19 protein-coding genes are annotated in these 20,287 nt (G+C 43.8%); 13 read left to right on the forward strand and 6 right to left on the reverse strand.

Annotated features, from left to right (window positions below; translation table 11 throughout):
* Positions 1-111: 111 nt before the first annotated feature.
* Entirely contained in the window at positions 112-885 is a 774-nt protein-coding gene (gene gloB, locus QUA02_RS04445; RefSeq protein WP_333025606.1) for a hydroxyacylglutathione hydrolase, read from the reverse strand.
* A 221-nt stretch (positions 886-1,106) separates the two neighbouring features.
* Here gloB and QUA02_RS04450 point away from each other — a divergent pair, with 221 nt between their 5' ends.
* The 13 genes from QUA02_RS04450 (at position 1,107) to QUA02_RS04510 (ending at position 15,004) form a co-directional block, all read left to right on the forward strand.
* Positions 1,107-1,310: a hypothetical protein gene (locus QUA02_RS04450; protein WP_333025607.1), complete on the forward strand. Its 204-nt coding sequence runs from the start codon at positions 1,107-1,109 to the stop codon at positions 1,308-1,310.
* A 56-nt stretch (positions 1,311-1,366) separates the two neighbouring features.
* Positions 1,367-2,368, forward strand: coding sequence for a UDP-glucose 4-epimerase GalE (gene galE, locus QUA02_RS04455; RefSeq protein WP_333025608.1), 1,002 nt, complete (start codon positions 1,367-1,369; stop codon positions 2,366-2,368).
* Positions 2,369-2,414: 46 nt separating this feature from the next.
* Positions 2,415-3,338, forward strand: coding sequence for an alpha-1,2-fucosyltransferase (locus QUA02_RS04460; protein ID WP_333025609.1), 924 nt, complete (start codon positions 2,415-2,417; stop codon positions 3,336-3,338).
* Positions 3,338-4,165, forward strand: coding sequence for a hypothetical protein (locus QUA02_RS04465; RefSeq protein ID WP_333025610.1), 828 nt, complete (start codon positions 3,338-3,340; stop codon positions 4,163-4,165). Before QUA02_RS04460 ends, QUA02_RS04465 begins: the two co-directional genes overlap by 1 nt.
* A 132-nt stretch (positions 4,166-4,297) precedes the next feature.
* Positions 4,298-5,113 carry a class I SAM-dependent methyltransferase gene (locus QUA02_RS04470; protein ID WP_333025611.1) on the forward strand — a complete coding sequence of 272 codons (816 nt, stop codon included), beginning with the start codon at positions 4,298-4,300 and terminating at the stop codon, positions 5,111-5,113.
* Positions 5,110-6,267 carry a glycosyltransferase family 4 protein gene (locus tag QUA02_RS04475; protein ID WP_333025612.1) on the forward strand — a complete coding sequence of 386 codons (1,158 nt, stop codon included), beginning with the start codon at positions 5,110-5,112 and terminating at the stop codon, positions 6,265-6,267. The genes QUA02_RS04470 and QUA02_RS04475 overlap by 4 nt, the downstream gene beginning before the upstream one ends.
* 86 nt (positions 6,268-6,353) lie before the next feature.
* Positions 6,354-8,357: an ABC transporter ATP-binding protein gene (locus QUA02_RS04480; RefSeq protein WP_333025614.1), complete on the forward strand. Its 2,004-nt coding sequence runs from the start codon at positions 6,354-6,356 to the stop codon at positions 8,355-8,357.
* Positions 8,358-8,459: 102 nt separating this feature from the next.
* Positions 8,460-9,674 carry a glycosyltransferase family 4 protein gene (locus tag QUA02_RS04485; RefSeq protein WP_333025616.1) on the forward strand — a complete coding sequence of 405 codons (1,215 nt, stop codon included), beginning with the start codon at positions 8,460-8,462 and terminating at the stop codon, positions 9,672-9,674.
* 107 nt (positions 9,675-9,781) lie between these two features.
* Complete coding sequence (locus QUA02_RS04490; protein ID WP_333025617.1) at positions 9,782-10,732, forward strand: glycosyltransferase family 10 domain-containing protein; 951 nt, start codon at positions 9,782-9,784, stop codon at positions 10,730-10,732.
* A gap of 11 nt (positions 10,733-10,743) precedes the next feature.
* On the forward strand, positions 10,744-11,844 hold the full coding sequence (locus QUA02_RS04495; protein ID WP_333025618.1) for a formylglycine-generating enzyme family protein: 1,101 nt from the start codon (positions 10,744-10,746) through the stop codon (positions 11,842-11,844).
* A gap of 127 nt (positions 11,845-11,971) precedes the next feature.
* Positions 11,972-12,946: an Npun_R2821/Npun_R2822 family protein gene (locus QUA02_RS04500; protein WP_333025619.1), complete on the forward strand. Its 975-nt coding sequence runs from the start codon at positions 11,972-11,974 to the stop codon at positions 12,944-12,946.
* The gene (locus tag QUA02_RS04505) at positions 12,943-13,815 is read left to right on the forward strand and encodes an Npun_R2821/Npun_R2822 family protein (protein WP_333025620.1); all 873 of its coding nucleotides are present in this window, start codon (positions 12,943-12,945) and stop codon (positions 13,813-13,815) included. Before QUA02_RS04500 ends, QUA02_RS04505 begins: the two co-directional genes overlap by 4 nt.
* Before the next feature lie 154 nt (positions 13,816-13,969).
* Positions 13,970-15,004 (forward strand): Npun_R2821/Npun_R2822 family protein, encoded by a 1,035-nt coding sequence (locus tag QUA02_RS04510; protein ID WP_333025621.1) that lies wholly within the window; start codon positions 13,970-13,972, stop codon positions 15,002-15,004.
* Positions 15,005-15,119: 115 nt separating this feature from the next.
* Here QUA02_RS04510 and QUA02_RS04515 read toward each other — a convergent pair whose 3' ends face one another.
* The 5 genes from QUA02_RS04515 to QUA02_RS04535 form a co-directional block, all read right to left on the reverse strand.
* Positions 15,120-16,070, reverse strand: coding sequence for an NAD-dependent epimerase/dehydratase family protein (locus tag QUA02_RS04515; RefSeq protein WP_333025623.1), 951 nt, complete (start codon positions 16,068-16,070; stop codon positions 15,120-15,122).
* A gap of 193 nt (positions 16,071-16,263) precedes the next feature.
* Complete coding sequence (locus QUA02_RS04520; protein WP_333025624.1) at positions 16,264-16,638, reverse strand: hypothetical protein; 375 nt, start codon at positions 16,636-16,638, stop codon at positions 16,264-16,266.
* Between the two features lie 117 nt (positions 16,639-16,755).
* The gene (locus tag QUA02_RS04525; protein WP_333025626.1) at positions 16,756-18,432 is read right to left on the reverse strand and encodes an ABC1 kinase family protein; all 1,677 of its coding nucleotides are present in this window, start codon (positions 18,430-18,432) and stop codon (positions 16,756-16,758) included.
* Between the two features lie 29 nt (positions 18,433-18,461).
* Complete coding sequence (locus tag QUA02_RS04530) at positions 18,462-18,680, reverse strand: hypothetical protein (RefSeq protein ID WP_333025628.1); 219 nt, start codon at positions 18,678-18,680, stop codon at positions 18,462-18,464.
* Between the two features lie 358 nt (positions 18,681-19,038).
* Positions 19,039-20,196 (reverse strand): DegT/DnrJ/EryC1/StrS family aminotransferase, encoded by a 1,158-nt coding sequence (locus QUA02_RS04535; RefSeq protein WP_333025629.1) that lies wholly within the window; start codon positions 20,194-20,196, stop codon positions 19,039-19,041.
* Positions 20,197-20,287 lie beyond the last annotated feature (91 nt).

The raw sequence follows: 20,287 nt of genomic DNA on the forward strand, positions 1-20,287 counted from the left end.
CAACGATCGTTGTAATTTTGGCTAAGCCAATGGCGCTCATTAGTTATATATAGGGAAATAATTCAGCGGAACTTTTGATTTAAGCAGGGTAACAATTCAATCTAATACTCCTCAAAATCGGTCTTTCATCCCGCGCAATCGAGCGAAGGTTTGCACTGGATCTTGACTGTTGGCGACTGACTGAAGACTCGGAAAATCAAGGCGCAAAAATGGGTTTGTGCTTTTCTCGATGCCGATCGATGATGGTATCGTGGCTTCATTGCGGCGGCGCGCTGCTTTGACTTCGCCCAAGCGCTGCTGCAAATCAAAATTGTCCTCATCCACAGTTAGGGCAAATTGCAGGTTTTTCAGCGTGTATTCGTGGGCGCACCAAACTCTTGTATTGTCCGGCAAGTTTCGCAGTTGCGCGAGGGAGGCTACCATTTGAGTTGGAGTTCCTTCAAACAGTCTGCCACAGCCTCCAGCAAATAAAGTGTCGCCGCAGAACAATTCGCCGGTTTCGCCTGGGTTGTTGGGGGGGAAATAGTAGGCTATGTGAGCTTTTGTGTGGCCGGGTACGAAGAAGATTTCGGCTGTTCTGCCGGCAAATTCAACGCGATCGCCCGCTTGTAAAAAGACTTGCTGTCCGGGAATTCTGCCTCGGTCTTCTGCACCGCCGTAGACTTTTATTTGGGGAAAGCGATCGATCAGTTGCTGGTTGCCGCCTACGTGGTCGCTGTGGTGGTGCGTGTTGAAAATTGCTGTTAATTCGGCTCCGAGCGAGATCAGTTGCTGCAAGACAGGCTCTGCGACGGCTGGATCGACGACTGCTGCTGTGTGGAGATCGGGGTCGTGCAGCAAGAAAATATAGTTGTCGGACAGTACGGGAAGCCGATAAACCTGCATAGAAAACTGCCTCTCTAGGAAAATTATTATAGAATTGAATTGGTTAGAACGCTATTCAAAGGCACTGTGCAGAATTATCAACTCCGCGCATCTATCTTTGGCAGTAAAACTCTGATACCTTATGTGGGCTGTTCCACAAATTAATTTGTGCTCAGGTATGCACCTTTGGGTCAAGAACTGCAAGCAGCTTTGACTATTTTGACATAAATGCGATCGAATAAATGCGAACATCTCAAAACAAATCGAACTTAACAATTTCTCAAAGGGTCGATCGGATTGTAGCATCTGGCAAAATCTCTCGCCGGGAACACTTAGTTTTGACTTCTGCTATCCTGTCAGATGATAAAATTTCAGAGGAGGATCGACATCAAATCAATCGGATATTTGATTATATCCAAATTGGTCGCCTCAAGTTTATCGATTGAACTTGTAAATTCACAATGTAATCGACAGTTGCAGCTACAAAAACAGGCAGAATAAAATGAGTGCAGAAAAGCAAACTATTTTGGTTACGGGCGGAGCAGGATATATTGGCTCTCACGCGGTATTAGCGCTGAAAAACAGCGGTTACGGTGTGGTGATTTTGGATAATTTAGTTTACGGTCACCGAGATATAGTAGACCAGGTTTTGCAAGTGGAGTTGGTAGTTGGCGATACGAACGATCGCACTCTTCTCGACAACTTGTTCGCTACCCACAAAATTGATGCGGTAATGCACTTTTCTGCATACGCTTACGTCGGCGAATCTGTTACCGACCCAGCTAAATATTACCGCAACAACGTCATCGGCACTATTACCCTTTTGGAAGCGATGATCGCTGCTGGGGTGAAGAAATTGGTGTTTTCTTCTAGTTGCGCGACTTACGGCGTACCGGAGAAGATTCCGCTCACAGAAGACCACCCGCAAAATCCGATCAATCCCTACGGTGCTACTAAGTTAATGGTAGAACGGATTTTGTCGGATTTTGACCCTGCGTACAATTTCAAGTCTGTTTGTTTCCGCTATTTTAACGCGGCTGGGGCAGATCCGAACGGGTTGTTAGGAGAGGATCACAATCCTGAAACTCACCTGATTCCGCTGGTGTTGTTCGCTGCTTTGGGGAAACGAGATTCGATCGCAATTTTTGGCACGGATTACGATACTCCTGACGGTACTTGCATTCGGGATTACATTCACGTTAACGATTTGGCGTCGGCTCACATTTTGGGATTGGAATATTTGTTAAATGACGGTAAATCTGATTTCTTTAATTTGGGCAACGGCGGCGGGTTTTCGGTGAAAGAGGTGATAGAAACGGCTCGCCAAGTGACGGGAAAAGAGATTAAGGCTGTTGAGTGCGATCGGCGTCCGGGAGACCCGCCTAGTTTGGTTGGTAGCAGCAAAAAGGCGATCGAAACCTTGGGTTGGTCTCCAGAATATCCCGATATTAAGGATATCATCTCCCATGCTTGGCAGTGGCATCAAAAACGCCACAACTCTTAGTATGTAGGGTGCGCAATGCGCACCTTACCCTCACAAAAAAGCGAGTATGCTAATAATATCTGCCAAATCGGGACAACTCGGCAACAGACTGCTACTTTTTGCTAATTTCATAGCTTTGGCGATCGAGAATAATTTAACTGTTCTCAATCCCGCCTTTGAGGAATATGCAGAATTCTTTGTTGGCACAGCCAGCGACTTTTTGTGCTGTTATCCTCCTCCATATTTTACCGTACCAGGTAACAAGTTTATCAGAAGTAAATATTTTAAACTTATTAACAATTTAAGCACAAAAAATATCTTAAAAACGCAAGAAATAACCCGAGAAAAACCTTTTAATTGGGTAAAGTATCAGGATATTGAAACACTCAAACACAGTTCAATTGTTTGTTTTCAAGGCTGGATATTTCGAGATGGCTGGTTTGTAGAAGATGTGCCAAAGTTACGCAAGTACGCCGACCAAATTAGATCCTACTTTAGACCATTAGAGCAATATACAATTAATGTAGAGAATTTGATATTGAATGTAAAAAATAACGCCGATCTTATCATCGGAGTTCACATCCGTCAAGGGGATTACGCTCAGCACCAAAATGGGAGGTACTTTTACAAAACTGAGCAATACTTAGAAGTCATGAATTCAGCGGTCAAACTATTTGAAGGGAACAAAATCAAGTTTTTGATTTGCTCTAATATTCCGCAAAGTTCTAGTTTATTCGATCGTTTTAACTGCCTTTTTGCCAACGGTCATTTAATTGAAGATATGTATGCTTTGGCTGAGTGCGACTATATTATCGGGCCGCCTAGCAGTTATACTATGTGGGCTTCTTTTTACGGCGAAAAACCTCTTTACATGATTAGAGATGTCCGTCAAGCAATTAACCTGAAGGATTTTGTGCATTTTTATGAGTGGCAAGGAATTTTTAATTGTCGAGATAACTGGAGCGAGAGTTTTTGGGAGTGGACGCACTAATGAAACTAGAAGCTAAGGGATTTATCACGATTTTAACCGGTTTGTACTCTTTTCAAGATTGCGTTCATTTTCTGGCATCTGTCAGGAAGTTTCACCGCGAACCTATTATTGTTTTAATAGATAGAGTTCCTCGTGTTTTATATCCTTTACTTCAGGCGTTTGGAAATGTCATATTGAAACCTGCACCTGAGAACGAAAATCCTGTTTTATCGTCGCGGCAAGCTAAACTGGCTTTGTACGGGGAATCTCTGTTTGAGAAGACTATTTATATGGATTGCGATATTTGTTTGCTGTCGCCAATAGATGAGGTGTTTGATTTTCTTGATGGGGTGGATTTGTTGGTGACGGAAGATGTGCAGCCTGCGATCGCTAAAGCGGCTAATTTATTAAGAGTCAAGCAGGATATTCTCTCAACGTTGCAATCAGTAGGATTGCCGCTTAACGAAAATAGCATTCAATATAATGGCGGATTTATCGCCTTTACAAACAGCAGTAAAAATCAGGAATTATTCAATTTTTTTAAGAAATATTTCGATATAGTAGTTGCCAATCAAGATGTGCTACTATTAAAAGACCAGGGTGCTTTTGCTGCTGCTATTGCATCTGTCAAGCCGAAAATGAAAACTTTGTCGCCTGTTTACAATTACTTGGACAAATGGAAAGATGTTTATGCGATCGACAAACCGATTAAAGTAATGCACTGCACTTATCCTTACCGCCCTCAGTACGCGAAGAACGTGACGAGAACGCTTTTTACTAGAATATTCGATCGCACGGCTAAAATATTGTTACCAAATCAACTTAACAATCCCTGGCGTTTAAAATAAACTTTATTAAGTTACTCAATATTTAAAAAATTGTAAAAATCTCTCTCTTTCTTTCCTCTCACTCTGCGCCCTCTGCGGTTCAAAAAAAAAATATCATGACACAACAAATAAAATATAACTCCTCTAGCTACTGTGCAACACTACACTGAAGAATTATACAAATACTTACAAAAAACCTCCCAAGAATCAGCCAGAGAAATTATCCCTATCCTTTGGGAATTCGTGCAGCCCAAGCGAGTAATTGATGTCGGTTGCGGCACGGGAACCTGGCTGTCAGCATTCACAGAATTCGGCGTTGAAGATATTTTGGGAATCGATGGTGATTGGGTCGATCCAAAAATGCTAGAAATCCCCGATGCTAACTTTTTAGCATTAGATTTAAACCAGCCTTTGCCCATTGAAAAACAATTTGATTTAGTTGTTTCCTTAGAAGTGGCAGAACACTTGCCCTCTGAGTGCGCCCAGGTATTTGTAGAGTCTTTAGTGAAGCTGGGCCCAGTTATTTTATTCTCTGCCGCAGTACCATTTCAAGGAGGAACAAATCACGTAAACGAACAGTGGCCAGAGTATTGGGCAAAACTCTTTCAAGAGCAAGGATATGTGGCGATTGACTGCGTGAGAAACAAAATATGGCAAAACGATCGAGTTAAATGGTACTACGCCCAGAATATACTTGTATTTGCGAATGCAGAATATTTAACAACGAATCCTGTTTTGCAAAAAGAGGCCGCTCGAACTAACATTTTTCAGCTTTCCTTAATTCATCCCCAGCTTTATTTGCGAACGGCATCAGCAGCAACCAATTTAAGACAAGAAATCAAAGATGCTTTAGCCTTAAAAGATCCGAGAATTTCCCTAAAAAAAGTAATTTTTGCTTTGCTACCCTTGACAAAAGCCCGGTTAAGTAGGAAAATAAAGCAGCTTTTTGATAAAAAAATTACCAAGTGAAAGTTTCATTAGTGGTGAGCGATTTGTCGGGAGGAGGTGCAATTCGTGCTTTTCTTTTGGCTCAAGTCCTGATTGAGCTTAACTATGAGGCAGAAGTTGTCGGATTTCAGTTTGGCAAGGAATTGTATGCTATTCCTCCGCGAGGCATCCCGGTATGTGCGATACCGGGGAAAAACTATCCGGGGTTTTTGATGGATGCTCAAAAAGTTTTGAAAAAAATAGATGGGGATATTATTTATGCGGTGAAACCTAAACTTACAAGCTTTGGTTTATCGCTGCTAAAAAAACTGGATACTCGCCGCCCTGTAATCTTAGATATAGACGACTGGGAACTTAGCTGGTTCGGCGGAGACGAATGGAAGTATCGCCCTGATTTGAAACAACTTTATCGAGACATTTTAAAAAAAAATGGTCAATTAAGAGAACCAGATCATCCGCTGTATGTCAAGTGGATGGAAAGTTTAGTTTCCCGCGCCGATGCTGTCACTGTGGATACTGAGTTTTTAAAACAACGTTTTGGTGGTGTATATTTGCCTAATGGCAAGGATACTGAGATGTTCGACCCTGCTAAATACAATCCTGAATTGAGCAGACAGCGTTACGGGTTGTCCGGGTATAAAATCTTAATGTTTCCCGGGGCACCGCGACCTCACAAAGGTGTTGAGGATGTTTTGATGGCCCTCGAACAGTTAAATGAGCCCGATTTAAAATTAGCGATCGTCGGTGGAAGTCCTTATGATGATTATGACGATCGACTTATGCAACAATGGGGGCGTTGGATTGTTAAACTGCCAAGGTTTCCAGTCGAGACGATGCCGGAAGTTGTAGCGGCGGCTCATGTTATCGTTGTTCCTCAGCGAGAGACTATGACAGCGGTGGCTCAGTTCCCGCTCAAGTTGACAGATGGGATGGCAATGGCTAAGCCTGTTTTGTCTACGCGAGTGGGGGATATTCCAGCAATTTTAGGGGGAACTGGTTATTTAGTCGAGCCGAATTCTCCCGCTCAAATTTCCCAAAAAATTCAATGGATATTCCAAAATTTGACAGCCGCGAATTTTCAAGGACTGAAAGCTAGGGAAAGATGCGTAGAGAAATATAGCATTCAAACAATGGCGCCTATCCTTTCAGATATAATTGCAGGTATGTCGAGGTAACTTTTCAGTGACTGAATGGAGGAATATAAACTGGCTGTAATTAAAAAAGATTTTGAAATCTCGTACTGTTTAGCTGGGAAGGCTCCATGTCTGCAAATAAGCTACTCCTAAAATTTGCCAGACGATATCCAGGCAGGATTTTTTTGACTGTGCTGCTGGGCTTTTCTGGGGCTTTATTCAATGGTATCAGCACTACTCTGATTGTACCAGTGCTTTTAAATTTTTTGCAGGAAGCTGTCGAGTTGCGGGGCGCTCCACCTTTAATTAAAACTTTGATGTATCCCTTTGAAGGAATGCCTCAAAATCAGCGTTTGGTGTTAATGACGGCAGCGATTGTTCTGGCAATTCTTTTAAAAAATATTGCTAGCTATACTAATACTTTAGTAGCAACTTCTCTGACGCGCTCTTTGACTTTTGACTTGCGAGAGGCTGGTTTGCGGTTGTTGCTAGAAGTAGATTTGGATTATTATTCAAAAACTAAAGTAGGGGATTTAATTAATAGACTGGGCGGAGAAGTGGGTCGGACTGCTAGTGCAGTTGGCACGGCTATAGGAATGTTTACTACCTCAATTACTGTTTTGGTGTTTGTGGGTTTGCTGCTTTCAATATCGTGGAAACTGACGGTGACATCTACAATTTTGTTGGGGTTAGTCGCTTGGACAAATCAGTACATTATTACCCGTTCTAAGCATTTTGGTCATCAGTTGTCCGAAATGTCGAAAGATTATTCAGTTAGGGTACTGGAAACCATGACTGGGATTCGGTTGGTGAAGTCAACGGGGAACGAGGAAAGGGAGTATCAGCGGATTAAGCAGTTAATTCAAAGGCGAGAACAAGCGGATTTTTACGCTCAGGTAAACTACGCAGCGATCGCCCCGATTAACGAAGTTGTGAATTTGATAGTTATTATTTTGATCGTGTTTATGGGTCGCACAATATTTGCTAATGAAATAGAGTCGATTTCTACTGTTTTACTAACCTATTTATTGGTACTTTTTAGGCTGATTCCTTTAATTTCTCAGTTAAATGGTGGTCGCAGTCAATTTGCTACTACGTCGGCTAGTGTAGAGGTGGTAAACGATTTTTTAAGTTGTGATGACAAGCCATTTATGTTAAATGGAAAAGTGCCATATACTCAGTTGCGATCGGGAATTCATTTTAATAAAATATCTTTTAACTATCCAAATCATAAAAATTTAGTTCTTCATGGAGTAGATTTATTTCTGCCTCACGGCACTACTTTGGCTTTGGTAGGGAGTTCTGGTTCTGGTAAGTCAACTTTGGCAGATTTACTGCCGAGATTTTACGATCCTACGGAAGGTTGTATCTCGATTGACGGCACCGATCTGCGCGAATTTGATATCAAAAGTCTCAGAAAAGCTATGGGAATTGTTAGCCAAGATACGTTTTTGTTTAATGCTTCAGTGCGCGAAAATATTGCTTATGCTAGGCAAGAAGCAAGCGAAGCAGAAATTGTGGAAGCGGCGAAGGGAGCAAATGCTTACGAGTTTATCGAACAGTTGCCGGAGGGGCTGGATACTCAAATTGGCGATCGGGGCGTGATATTATCGGGAGGGCAGCGTCAGAGAATTTCCATTGCTAGAGCTTTGCTGCAAAACCCGGAAATCTTAATTTTAGATGAGGCAACGAGTTCCCTGGATACAGTTTCGGAAAGGTATGTGCAAGAGGCGATCGAGAAATTGAGCTGCGATCGCACAACCTTGGTAATCGCCCACCGCCTCTCCACAGTCCAAAAAGCCGACAAAATCGCCGTGATCGATCGCGGAAAAGTAGTAGAAATGGGCTCCCACGAAGAATTGCTAGCAAAAGGAGGATACTACACTCGCTTGTATTCAGTGCAATTTGCCGAAGAAACCGCTCGCGATGAAGCTCTAATTAGAGGTTCTTACGAAATTCGCACTCGCCTAACTCCTATGATAGCTTATCTCAAATTGCTAGTAGATGAAATGGTAGATTCTCCCGAAGAAAGAGACGAATTAATCAGGGAATCATTTCACTCGGCTGCTAATATTTTTAAGACTTTAGAATTTATAGAAAATACTATTAAACGTCAGGCTGTTAAGAAGTAGTGACTTGGCAGTTGGCAGTAGTCAGTAGTCAGCAGTCAACAATTACCAATTCCCAATGCCCAATGCCCAATTCCCAATTCCCAATGCCCAATTACCATTACCATGTCTAGATATTATGTATTTTTTACCAGAAATGTCTTGCCACAACCCAATGTAGCCAGCTTAGTTCAAGTTGCGCACTCTGCGAATGCCGCAGCAAATCTCGGTTTACCAGCAGTTTTGGTATATCTCCGCAAAGGATGGAATGCTTTTAATCCGGTTGATTTGTTTCATCCTTTTCAACCGAGAAAACCCGACGAAAAACTTGCCCAAATATACAATATTCAAGATAAATTAAAAATAGCAGATTTACCGATGCCGTGGCCGATCGACCTTTTCGACAGCAAGTGGACGAGTTCCAGTACAATAGTGTCAAAATACTACTTACCGATTCACCTGCGGAAGTCCACCAAAATCGTCCACACCCGCGACTGGAACTTTGTCAAAGCGGCGATTAAAAACGGAATTCCCGCTATCTACGAACAGCATCACCACGAATCCAAGCAATTTGAGCCAGAAATTATCCGCAATCCGCTGTTTCAGATTGCCGTAACTGTTGCCGATACCGTGCGAGACAGCATGATTGAAAATGGAATGCCACCGGAAAAAGTGATTACGCTGCATAACGGTTTCAATCAGTTGTTTCTCGCGAGACAAACCGAAGATGCCCAGATATGGCGACAGAAGTTATTAGGAGATGGAAGAGAGAATTTAGCAGTTTATGCGGGAGGGCTTTACCCGTTTAAAGGTGTTGATATGTTAGTGGATGTGGCTAAGGAATTGCCAAAAGTTCAATTTGCGATCGCAGGTGGCGATTCATCCCAAGTAACAGCATACCAGAAGTTAGCCAAATCCAAGCAAGTTAACAACATCAAATTTCTCGGCTACCTCCCGCAAAATCAACTAGCTAGCTTGCTGCAAGCAGCCGATGTTTTGACTCACCCGCACTGTTTGACAGAAGCCGCGACGTTCACCTCTCCTTTGAAGTTCTTCGATTATATGGCATCGGGAACTCCGATTGTGGCGACGGAGATTCCGTCTTTGCTTGAATTTAAGTCGGGAAATATCGCTGCGACTTGGTGTACACCCGATAACCCGTATGAATTTGCACAAAGCATTCAGGCTAGTTTAACAAAATATCCGAGGCTGGTCGAAGGTTATCCAGAAACTATGGATTTTGTCAAGCAATTTTCGTGGGAAAATCGGATCGAGAGGATTTTGAGTTATGTGGATGAGTCATTAGTAGGGTGCGTCAGTCCGCAGGCGACAGACCATTGATAAAATTATCAAAACTGACGCACCATTAACTGTGCGGTGCGTCAGCTTTTAAATTATCAATTATTGCGAAAATCACCCAAGCTGACGCACCCTACATACTACTAATTATGAACCCAAAAATCATCGGCACAATCACCACCTATCCAGGCATGAACCAAAGCGACTGGCTGTGGCAACAAACCCCCCACAACTTCGGCAAATGGGGAAACATTCAAATGCTAGCAAATCACCCCGATCCCGATTTTTTACTCATGTATCAATTCGACTTTCCCAAACCGCCCAAAAATCAATCCTGGCTCGACAAAATCCGCCGCCCAAGCCCCCAAACTCCAGAAAACGACATTCGAGAAAAACTGCGCGGTGTCCCCAAAGAACGCATAATTTACCTAATCCGCGAGCCACCATTACCAGAAGTTATTGAAATTACCAAAGCCAACTACGAACAAGCAAAACTTTATTGCGGTTACGTTTCCGGCCCCGACGACTTCGCACCCAACCCCAATTATATGCCCGCGATTTGGTATCACTCTAACTCGTTTCGAGAACTAGATGAAATGCCGCCACCAGCTAAAACTAAATCCTGTTCTTGGATTACTTCAGGTGTTAGCCGAACTGCCAATCACCGCCACCGATTGAATTTTATCAAATTGCTGCAATCGCAAGAATTAGACTTTGACCTTTACGGGCGAAACTTGCCAACTTGGGCGCAGGGAAATGGCACTATGAACAATAAATGGCACGCCGTCGCACCATACTATTACAACTTAGCTATTGAAAATTATGCCGAAAACGATTGGTATGTCAGCGAGAAGCTTTGGGATGCCTTATTAGCTTGGTGTTTGCCGATTTATTACGGCGGTGCTGCGGCGGATAAGTTGTTGCCGGCGGGGAGTTTTTTGCGGCTGCCGAGTTTGGATGAGAAAGGAGTAGAATTTATTAAAGAGGTTGTGGCTACTGCGGATTATTGGCATGAAGCGAGAGAGAAAATTGCCGAAGCCCGACAAATCATTCTCCACGAATTGAACTTGCTTAATTGGCTGTCTAACTTTGTATCTTAGGAAATAGCGCAATGACAGAAAACCAAAATCAACCCAGAGAATACGATGCTGTCAAAGGCGGTCAAAATCCGCCACCCATAGATGCTGCTGTTTTAGGCGGGATTCCCGGCGTTAAGAGTCGTTTGGCTTCACCGATTGTCGAGGTGAAAATTGCTGCACTATCTGAAGCGCTGAAATATGGAGAAGCTGGTTTAGATTTAATAATTGCGGTACTGCAAGATGAATCAATGGCAGTGAAGTTGGCAGCCTTTTCGCTGTTGAAGGATAGAGATGAACTAAATATAAAAGAGCAGTTACACAAATATTTGCCTATTTTTGAGTTTGATGTGATAACAGTTGATGCTGAAGGAAAAGAAAACAGTCGTCATAGTTCCTCTGCTCACTTCTTCCCCGAAGACTTAGGGAACAAAGTTGCACTGGAAATTCTTTATATTCCCGGCGGCACTTTTATGATGGGTTCGCCAACAACAAGAGAACGTAGAGACGATTCGGAAAATCCACAGCATCAAGTAACAGTACCCGCTTTTTATGCAGGCAAATATCCCATTACCTACCCACAGTGGCAAGCAGTGATGCGAAACAATTCATCGGATGTCAAACGTGACAAACATCCTGTTGTAAATATATCGTGGCGAGGTGCTGTCAAATTCTGTCGCCAACTCTCCCAAAAAACCGGGAAACAATATCGCCTCCTGAGCGAAGCAGAATGGGAATACGCCTGTCGTGCCGGTACAACAACCCCATTTCATTTTGGGAAAACGATTACCCCGAATTTAGTCAACTATGACGGAAACAGCCCCTACGCAAACGCCCCCAAAGGAGTTTATCGCCAACAAGCAAGCGATGTCGGGAGTTTTCCCCCTAATGAATTTGGACTGTACGATATGCACGGCAATGTTTGGGAATGGTGCAGCGATCGGTGGCACGAAAACTATATCTGCGCCCCAACTGACGGAAGTTCCTGGGACACTGGCACAAATAATTACCGACTGGTGCGTGGCGGTTCGTGGAGCAGGGATGCGGTCAATTGTCGCAGTGCCTCTCGTGGCTGGTATCCGGCGCACAAGGGCAGCCCATTTATCGGTTTTCGTGTGGCTCTGTCTTTCGCGTAGCCTCGGGTTTTTGGTTCTGTGCTTTAGTCTTCCCCGATCGCCCTTCTCTATCCTTTTACCATTTAGATAATTCGGCGGTTGAAACCGCAACGACACAAACAAAGTCCGCCTTCGCGAGACTATAGATATGAATGGAATTTGCACGCTAGCCAACGATACAGTTTGCGACCAACTAATTGCCTTGCTCAACAGTATTGAAGTTATCTTAGGCTCAAATACTCCTGTCTGTATTTATCCTTTCGACGACCAGATAGAGCAAATCAAAGGTGAAATTGTTAACCGTCCCAACGTCTTTATTTATGAAGATAGCGCATCAATCCAGCGATGGGACGAATTCATGCAAGCAGCCGCACCAGAGCGTTTGAATCGCCACAAATTCCGGCTTTACGGCGCGCACCGACGCTTTTGCGCTTTCGACGGCCCGTTTGAAAAGTTTATCTATATGGATGCGGATACTTTGGTGATGAATTCCCTTGATGCGGTTTTTCAGAAGTTAGAGAAATCGGATTTTGTGGTTTATGATTTTCAATTTCGCGATCCAACTAAAGTATACAACATTCAGTCACGAAAACTGCTCGAAGTTTTTGAGCAAAATCGGATCGACTCGGAAATATTTTGTTCTGGATTTTACGGCAGCAAGCAAGGATTGTTTGACAGAAATACTAGAGAATGGCTGTTAGCTCAACTGCAATCTGGCGAGGCGGAAATTCTCTATGAAGGTGCTGGAGAACAGCCGTTGCTCAATTATATGGTGATGAAAACGGGGATGAATAGCTATAATTTTGCTTATAGCCTCCCGGAGGGCGAAAAAACTGGGTGCAGCGTCACTTCTAAACATTTTGAAGAGCAAGATGGGGTTTTGTACGACAAGGGAAACCGACTTACTTACATTCATTATATTGGTGTGCCGCCGGATGTAATTCGGAGAGTTTGTGCGGGCGAAAATATTGGGTTTCCCTATCGCGATTTGTTTCTGTATTACCGCTATCTCCGCGAACCGGAAAAGCGGCCGATTTTTGCCCAAGCGCCAAAGTCTTATACTGAGGTTTCTGCGTCGAATTTGCTACAAAGAGTGTTGAGAAGGTTGAGGATAAATGTATGAATCGCGGTATTTATATTGTTGCGAATGATAAGGTGATCGAAAGTGCGATCGCCCTTCTAAACAGCATACGTCTGTACAATTGTCAAGTACCAGTTTTTCTGATCCCCTTCGACGACAATTATCAGCAAGTCGCAGCCGCACTCAGCCGTCTCCACGGGGTTCAAATGTTCCCAAATCTGGAGTTTGTGGAACAGTTTACCAGGGAAATTGGCCAAATGTTCGATCGCAACTTTTTAGCCCTCCCCAACAAAATGCGAAAACTCGTCGCCTGGTTTGGCCCGCTTGACGAATTTCTCTACATCGATACAGACATCATCGTCTTTGAAGACATCGCACACAACTTAAACAAACTATCAGAAGTAGATTTCTTTTGCTGCGACTACCACCACCTCAGCGAAAAACTGCGAAATGTATTTTCACCACTTGTAAAAGAACAGCATATTTTCACAAATTTAGAACTTCAAGATGTCTTCAACAGCGGCTTTTGGGCTTCCAGAAAAGGAACTATTACAGAATCGCAAATGTATGAAATTTTGCGAGAATGTTCGCAGCATCGAGAATATTTTGACTTTACTCAAAATGTCACAGACCAACCTATACTAAATTATATCATTCTCAAGCTGATTCCTAAACGCTGCAACCTTGTTAAAGTTTCAGCAACAGAACCCGGAAGCTGGGCAGGTTCCAAGCATTTTCAGGAAATAAATTATGTGCTTTACGACAAAGGTAAAAGGTTAAAATATCTCCACTGGGCCGGAATACCGATTAAATCGGGTAGTCCCTACTGGGAACTGTGGAAACATTATCGTTATTTGTATGAGGAAAAACCTAATTTAATGCAAAAAATATTGGAAAATTTCGGTAGGTGAGTATAAACTGAGATGTTAAATTATTATCAAAAAGCTTTGATGAACAGGCAAGATGCCTGTTCCACAATTGATAATTTTTTTATAGTGGTGTGGGCATCTTGCCCGCACCTAAAAAGCAATATATATGCGCTGGTCTACTTATTAAGTAAAAATTATGACAAATGGTATTTATATTCTAGCAAATGATGTGGTTTTTGACCACTTAGTCGCTTTATTAAACAGTCTCGAAGTCAATGGGGCAAAAGATATTCCTGTTTGCATTATTCCCTATGATGATAACCTGAAAAAAGTTCGATCGCACATTGCCTCCCTAACCAGCGTCACCCTGTTTGAAAATACCGAGTCAATCATTTTCTGGGAACATTTTGCAACTCAAGTTTGGAAAACTCATGCCAAAGCTCAAAAAGTTTGGCAAGCTAAAGGTTTAAAACCTGTTCAATGTTTGGAAATGCACCGAAAATTCTGTTGTTTCGACGGCCCTTTCGATAAATTTATCTATTTTGACGCAGACACTCTGTTAATGGGTTCTCTCGATTACATTTATCAAAAACTCGATGAATTTGACTGGGTAGCAAACGATTTTCAATACAAATCAGACCTAAATTATATATTTGATTTGTCGTCCCCAAAATTACCCCAAATTTTAAATTTGGACGAACTGCAATCTCATATTTTTTGTGCGGGTTGGTTTGCGTCAAAACCAGGGATTTTTAATCGCAATAATTGCTCTCAATTTTTAGAAAAAATAACATCAGGAGAAGCGGAAATTATGTCTGTGCGGGGCGCTGACCAATCTTTACTTAACTATTTAGTCGCCCGCAGCGGCATATCTTTTTATAACTTTGCTTATCATCAACCTGCGCTGGTAACGGGCAATCATTGGTCTTCTGAATTTGATGTGAGAGATTATGTTCTCTACGATAAAGGACGGCGGCTGACTTATTTGCATTACATGAGTATTTCGGCTGCCAAAATTAATCAATTGTGTGCTGGTGAAGATGTTGAGATTCCTTACCGAGACGTATTTCTGCACTACCGCTATTTGAATTCGCCGGAAACACGACCAAAACTCGCGCCTCCAAATTTGCTGATTCGCTTGCAGAGAAATCTCAAAAGTTGGGCAATTCAAAAACTTAATAATGTTCAATTTAAGTTGCGGAATTTTTGGGAGAAGCTGTGGAGCATTTAAACCATTAACGATCCAGGTAAGGTGCGTCAGCTAGAACACTTACTATACATGGGAAACGCTTATTACTGACGCACCCTACTATCCTCCTTTAAATGCCGAACAGCTTAGATAGCATCTAACTGTACAAAGACTGAATCCACTCCCATTCGCGCCTTAAACCTTCTTCTAAAGCAACTTGCGGCTGATAACCTAAGATTTTCTTGGCTTTAGACACATCCGCGCTAGTGTGCCGCGCGTCTCCCCTGGCTGCTTCTGCAAAATCGATCCGAATTGGTCGATCGACAATTCTCTCTATTGTATCAATAACTTCTTTCAAAACTACCCGACTTCCCCCGCCAATATTAAAAACTTTCCCCGCAGCTTCGGCAACCTCAGCCGCCGCTAAATTCGCCGCAACGCAATCGCTGATAAAAGTAAAATCCCGCGTTTGCAATCCGTCGCCGAAAATTGAAATCGCCTCGTCAAACAAAATCGACTTAAAAAACTTGTGAAAAGCCATATCGGGGCGCTGTCTCGGCCCGTAAACGGTAAAATAGCGCAGCGAAGTAGTCGGAACGCCAAAATTTTTGTAATAAAGTCCGCACAAACGTTCACCGGCTAACTTCGTAATTCCGTAGGGAGAAACCGGCTGCGGACAAGCGTTTTCATTCGTGGGGAAAGCTTCAGCATTGCCGTAAATTGAAGACGATGAAGCATACACAAACCTTTGCAAATTTGGCGCATCTTTTGCCGCTTCTAACAATACTTGGGTGCTGTTAATATTGCGTTCGGTATAGCTGCGGAAACCGTCGCCCCAGCTAGCGCGAACTCCCGCTTGCGCCGCCTGGTGAAAAATCACCTCTGTATCGGATAAAAGCGATCGCCAATTCAGAGACAAAATATCGCCTTCCACCAATTTAAAACCAGGATACTTATCAAATTGTGCAATATTCTTGCGCTTGAGAGCCGGATCGTAATAATCGTTGAACTCGTCAACACCTATCACTGTCTCCCCTCGATTTAAAAGAGTTTCTACTAGATTAGAGCCGATAAATCCTGCTGCACCCGTAACAATAAAATTACCCATTCGATTTTAGATTTTAGATTTTAGATTTTATATTGGAAATTTTATACAGAAATTCCTGCATAAATTGTGAGCCTCTTCTTTCTATTTCTCTGAGTTCTCTGCGCCCTCTGGGGTTCAAAAAGCATCAAATTAGGATAACATTAGAGAACTATCAACCCCCTTCCTTCTCAGAAAAGAGGTTGATAGCTAACTCTCATCCTTCAAAAGAATCTAGATCCAGCGCTTTGGAACCTCCGCGTTCTAGCTCGATTAAAAGCTTACCCAACTGAGTCCAAACTAGCCAGCCCGTGAGTACCGTCAGTGGCAAAGCTAGAACATAAGAAAGTAATTTTGGGAAGCCAAAAATCTCCATCCCCGAAGCTAAAAATACGCAAATTCCGCCAGCCATTCCCAGAAAAGGTATCAGCAATTGTAGCCCTTGCAGGTTAGCCAAAGTGCGAGTAGAACGATTTTTAGACCACAGTTGTACGGCTTGTTTGAGAGTTGCTTCAAAGGCTACACCGGAGGCCATACCTGCTAGTAATCCAGCCGACATTAAAAAATACGGAGGTTCGGGAAAATAATACACGAATAATTCCTTAATTTGGGTAATTGCAAATTGGAAATTGGAAATTGGAAATTGGTAATCAGGAATTATATCAAATCCTAATAATTTTCCTTTTTCCTTCTTCCTTCTTCCTTCTGACTACAACCGAGTCAGCGCGGCTGCTCCTTCTGTGGAAAACTCCGCCAAAGCGCCTAGAGCAACGTTGAATAGGCGGCCGGGTTGCAAGTCTTCCTTGACTAAGTTCCACAGGCTGCGAACTTCTTCGGTGTGGAGTCGATCGTCCTCAATCAAAGCCAATATCAATTGGCGTCTCAAAAACGACCCTTCCTCTGACAGCAAGAATTGCAAGCCTAGTTGGGCGGTGGGGAGCAAGTCGAAACTGCGATCCGATCGGGCGATCGCGATCATCTCCTCCAACCTGTTCCACTGGAATTTGCCATCCTTGAATAATACCTCAATCAGGCGGCGCCGCAGTGCCGGAGATTCTCCGTTCAACAAACGCCGCGCTACATAAGGATACGCCACCTCGACTATCTTGAAATCGGGATTCAGCGTCAGGGCCAAACCTTCTTCTGTCACCAGAGAGCGAATAATTAAGGCAAATTTCGCCGGCACTCGGAAAGGATAATCGTACATCAACTCCGAAAACTGGTCTGTAATCGTCTTGAAGTTAAAATCTGACACCTTTTCGCCGACGATATCGCCGAGCACAGATTCCAGCGCCGGAACGATCGGCATAATATCTGTATCTGGAGTCAAAAAGCCAAGTTTGACAAAATCCTTGGCTAACTCTAAATAATCTTTGTTGATCAAATGAACGACAGAATCAACCAAAGTTTCTTTAGTTGTTTCTTCCATCTGATCCATCATCCCAAAATCAATGTAAGCCATGCGGCCGTCCGCTAAGGCAAACAGATTTCCCGGATGGGGGTCAGCGTGAAAAAATCCGTGTTCCAGCAACTGCCGCAAACCGCTGCGGACTCCGACTTCAATTAAACTATCGGTATCCAAACCTGCGGCTTTAACACGTTCTATATCTGTCAGCTTGATGCCATCAATCCATTCGAGAGTCAGAACGCATTTTGCAGTATAACGCCAGTAAATGCTCGGAACTTTTACTGTCGGATCGTCGGCAAAATTTGTCGCAAATTTCTCGGCGTTGCGGCCTTCATTAATGTAATCAATTTCCTCGAACAATTTGATACCGAATTCATCGACTATTAAACCAAGGTCGTGACCGAGATTTAGTGGCAGCAACGGGCCCAACAATCCAGCCGCCCAGCGCATTAAATAAAGGTCAAGGCTCAAGATTGGTAACAGATTCGGTCGCTGAACTTTAACTGCTACTGCTTCCCCGGTGAGGAGGCGAGCTTTGTACACTTGACCGAGACTTGCTGCGGCGACAGGTTCGGGGGAGATTTCGCTGTAGGTTTCGCTAATTTTGCGATCGAGTTCCGCTTCAATAATCTCAAAAGCTCGCACGGAGTCAAAGGGCGGCAATTGATCCTGAAGTTTGATCAGTTCTTGGAGAAAGTCTTTGCGGATTAAATCCGGTCTGGTAGAAAGGGCTTGACCGACTTTAATGAAAGTGGGGCCCAAGCGAGTGAGTATTTGTCGCAGGTGGGTGGCTCGTTCCGGCTGGTGTGCTGCGACTTCGTGCTGCCAACTGTCCCACAGCATCCCGATGACAAAGCCTGCAAAAGACCAAATAACGGTAATTGCTCGCCAAATTGCTTTCCAAGGACGTTTGCGGTAATACTGAGCGATCGCTTGTGGATCGTAGCGTCTAGCCTGAGTGAATTGATACTGAGGCACTCGTTTATTTTCCTCTTATCTTCTGAAAATTACAGGTTAAATTGAGAATTGGGCATCGGGCATCGGGCATCGGGCATCGGGCATCGGGCATCGGGCATCGGGCATCGGGCATCGGGGATTAAAAGTCGAAAGTTCAAATATTCTTTATTCTTCCTTCTTCCCTCTTCCCTCTTCCTGACATCCGTTACATCCGTTACATCCGTTACATCCGTCGAGCGAATCCGTTGCCGAACTTCCTTCTTCATCATTGACCGATCGCATTGCAAGTTTTAGGCGAGCGGAAAATGTACCCGTTTGAGGCGGATTGCTAGCCTAAATTTGTTTCTTTTCATTAAATATAGTACATAAAAGTACAAGCGATCGGTCAAAATACTTAACGGCTCTACCTGACCCAGCCCAAAAACGGATACGCTGCCACGTACTTAAGTCGTGGAAAGATAAAAATTTTAGACCCTAGTTCAAGCTCCCAGATTTATCTGTGGAGTAAATCTAAAATCTAAAATCTAAAATCTAAAATCGACTGACCGCTGCACATTCTCACAGCCCTGCAACCCTGCAATTCTTTTCTCCTCCTGCGTTTCCCTCGCTTATGCCATCGCGCCAAAGCTACCGGATGCGATCGCCCTTTGCCAAGCAATCTTTAAGCCCATAAATCGTCCGCTCTTGTTGATCCCTCGACAGTTCCGGGAACATCGGCAAAGACAAGACTTCGCGGCAAACTTGCTCGGCCTGTGGCAACTGACCGACAAGATAGCCCAAAGATTTGTAAACAGGTTGCAGGTGCAAAGGTAACGGATAGTAAACCATCGAACCGATGCCGGATTCCTGCAACTGAGTCCGCATCCAATCTCGAAAATCGCCAGAGGGATTTGGCGCGTCTTCTGGACTTGTCAGCCGGATCGTGTATTGATTCCAAACTCCTTTTGCTTCCGGCAATTCTTTGGGAACGGCAACTCCGGGCACGCGGGAGAGAAATTCGCTGTAAAGAGTCGCGATCGAACGTCGCTGGGCGTTCCAACTGTCGAGATACCGCAATTTAATGCTGAGAATCACCGCTTGCAGGGCATCTAAACGGCTGTTGTAGCCGATTTGTTCGTAGAAATATCTAGAAGACTGTCCGTGTTCTTTGAGCACTCGCATCGAAGCTGCGAGGGCAGGATCGTTTGTCGTCACTGCGCCACCGTCACCGCAAGCGCCTAAATTTTTGGTCGGATAAAAACTGAAGCAGCCGACATGGCCGATGCTGCCGACTTTTCGAGACTGCCACTCGGCCCCGACAGACTGGGCGCAATCTTCAATTACGGCTAAATTGTGTCGAGTCGCAATTTCCATCAACCGAGTCATGTCTACCGGTTGGCCGAAGATGTGGACTGGCATAATTGCCTTGGTTTTGTCGGTAATTGCCGCTTCGAGGAGTTCGACATCCAGATTAAAAGTCCCGCTGTCAATATCGACAAACACGGGAGTTGCGCCGACGGCGCTAATTACCTCAGCCGAAGCAAAAAAGGTAAAAGGAGTGGTAATCACTTCATCGCCGGGGCCAATTTTGAGAGATCGCAAGGCCAAAATCAAGGCATCGGTGCCGGAGTTGCAGCCAACGCACTCGGAAACGCCCGTGTATTCGGCAAACTCTCGTTCAAAAGTCTTCACGGCCGGGCCGCCTACGTAGCCGCCAGAGGCAAGCACTTTTTGCACCGCAGCGGTTATCTCGTCGCCAATTAAGGCGTACTGGCGGGTTAAGTCGAGGGGGGGAACATTATTCACTCTTCACACCACAAATTTCAACCATTATCAAAGCAAATTCTTGCAGCAAAACTGTTTCCCAGAAACGTTTATTCAAATATCTTATATTTGG

It is taken from the genome of Microcoleus pseudofavosus SVA1_A4 (assembly GCF_036700565.1).
In the GTDB taxonomy this organism is placed as follows: domain Bacteria; phylum Cyanobacteriota; class Cyanobacteriia; order Cyanobacteriales; family Microcoleaceae; genus Microcoleus.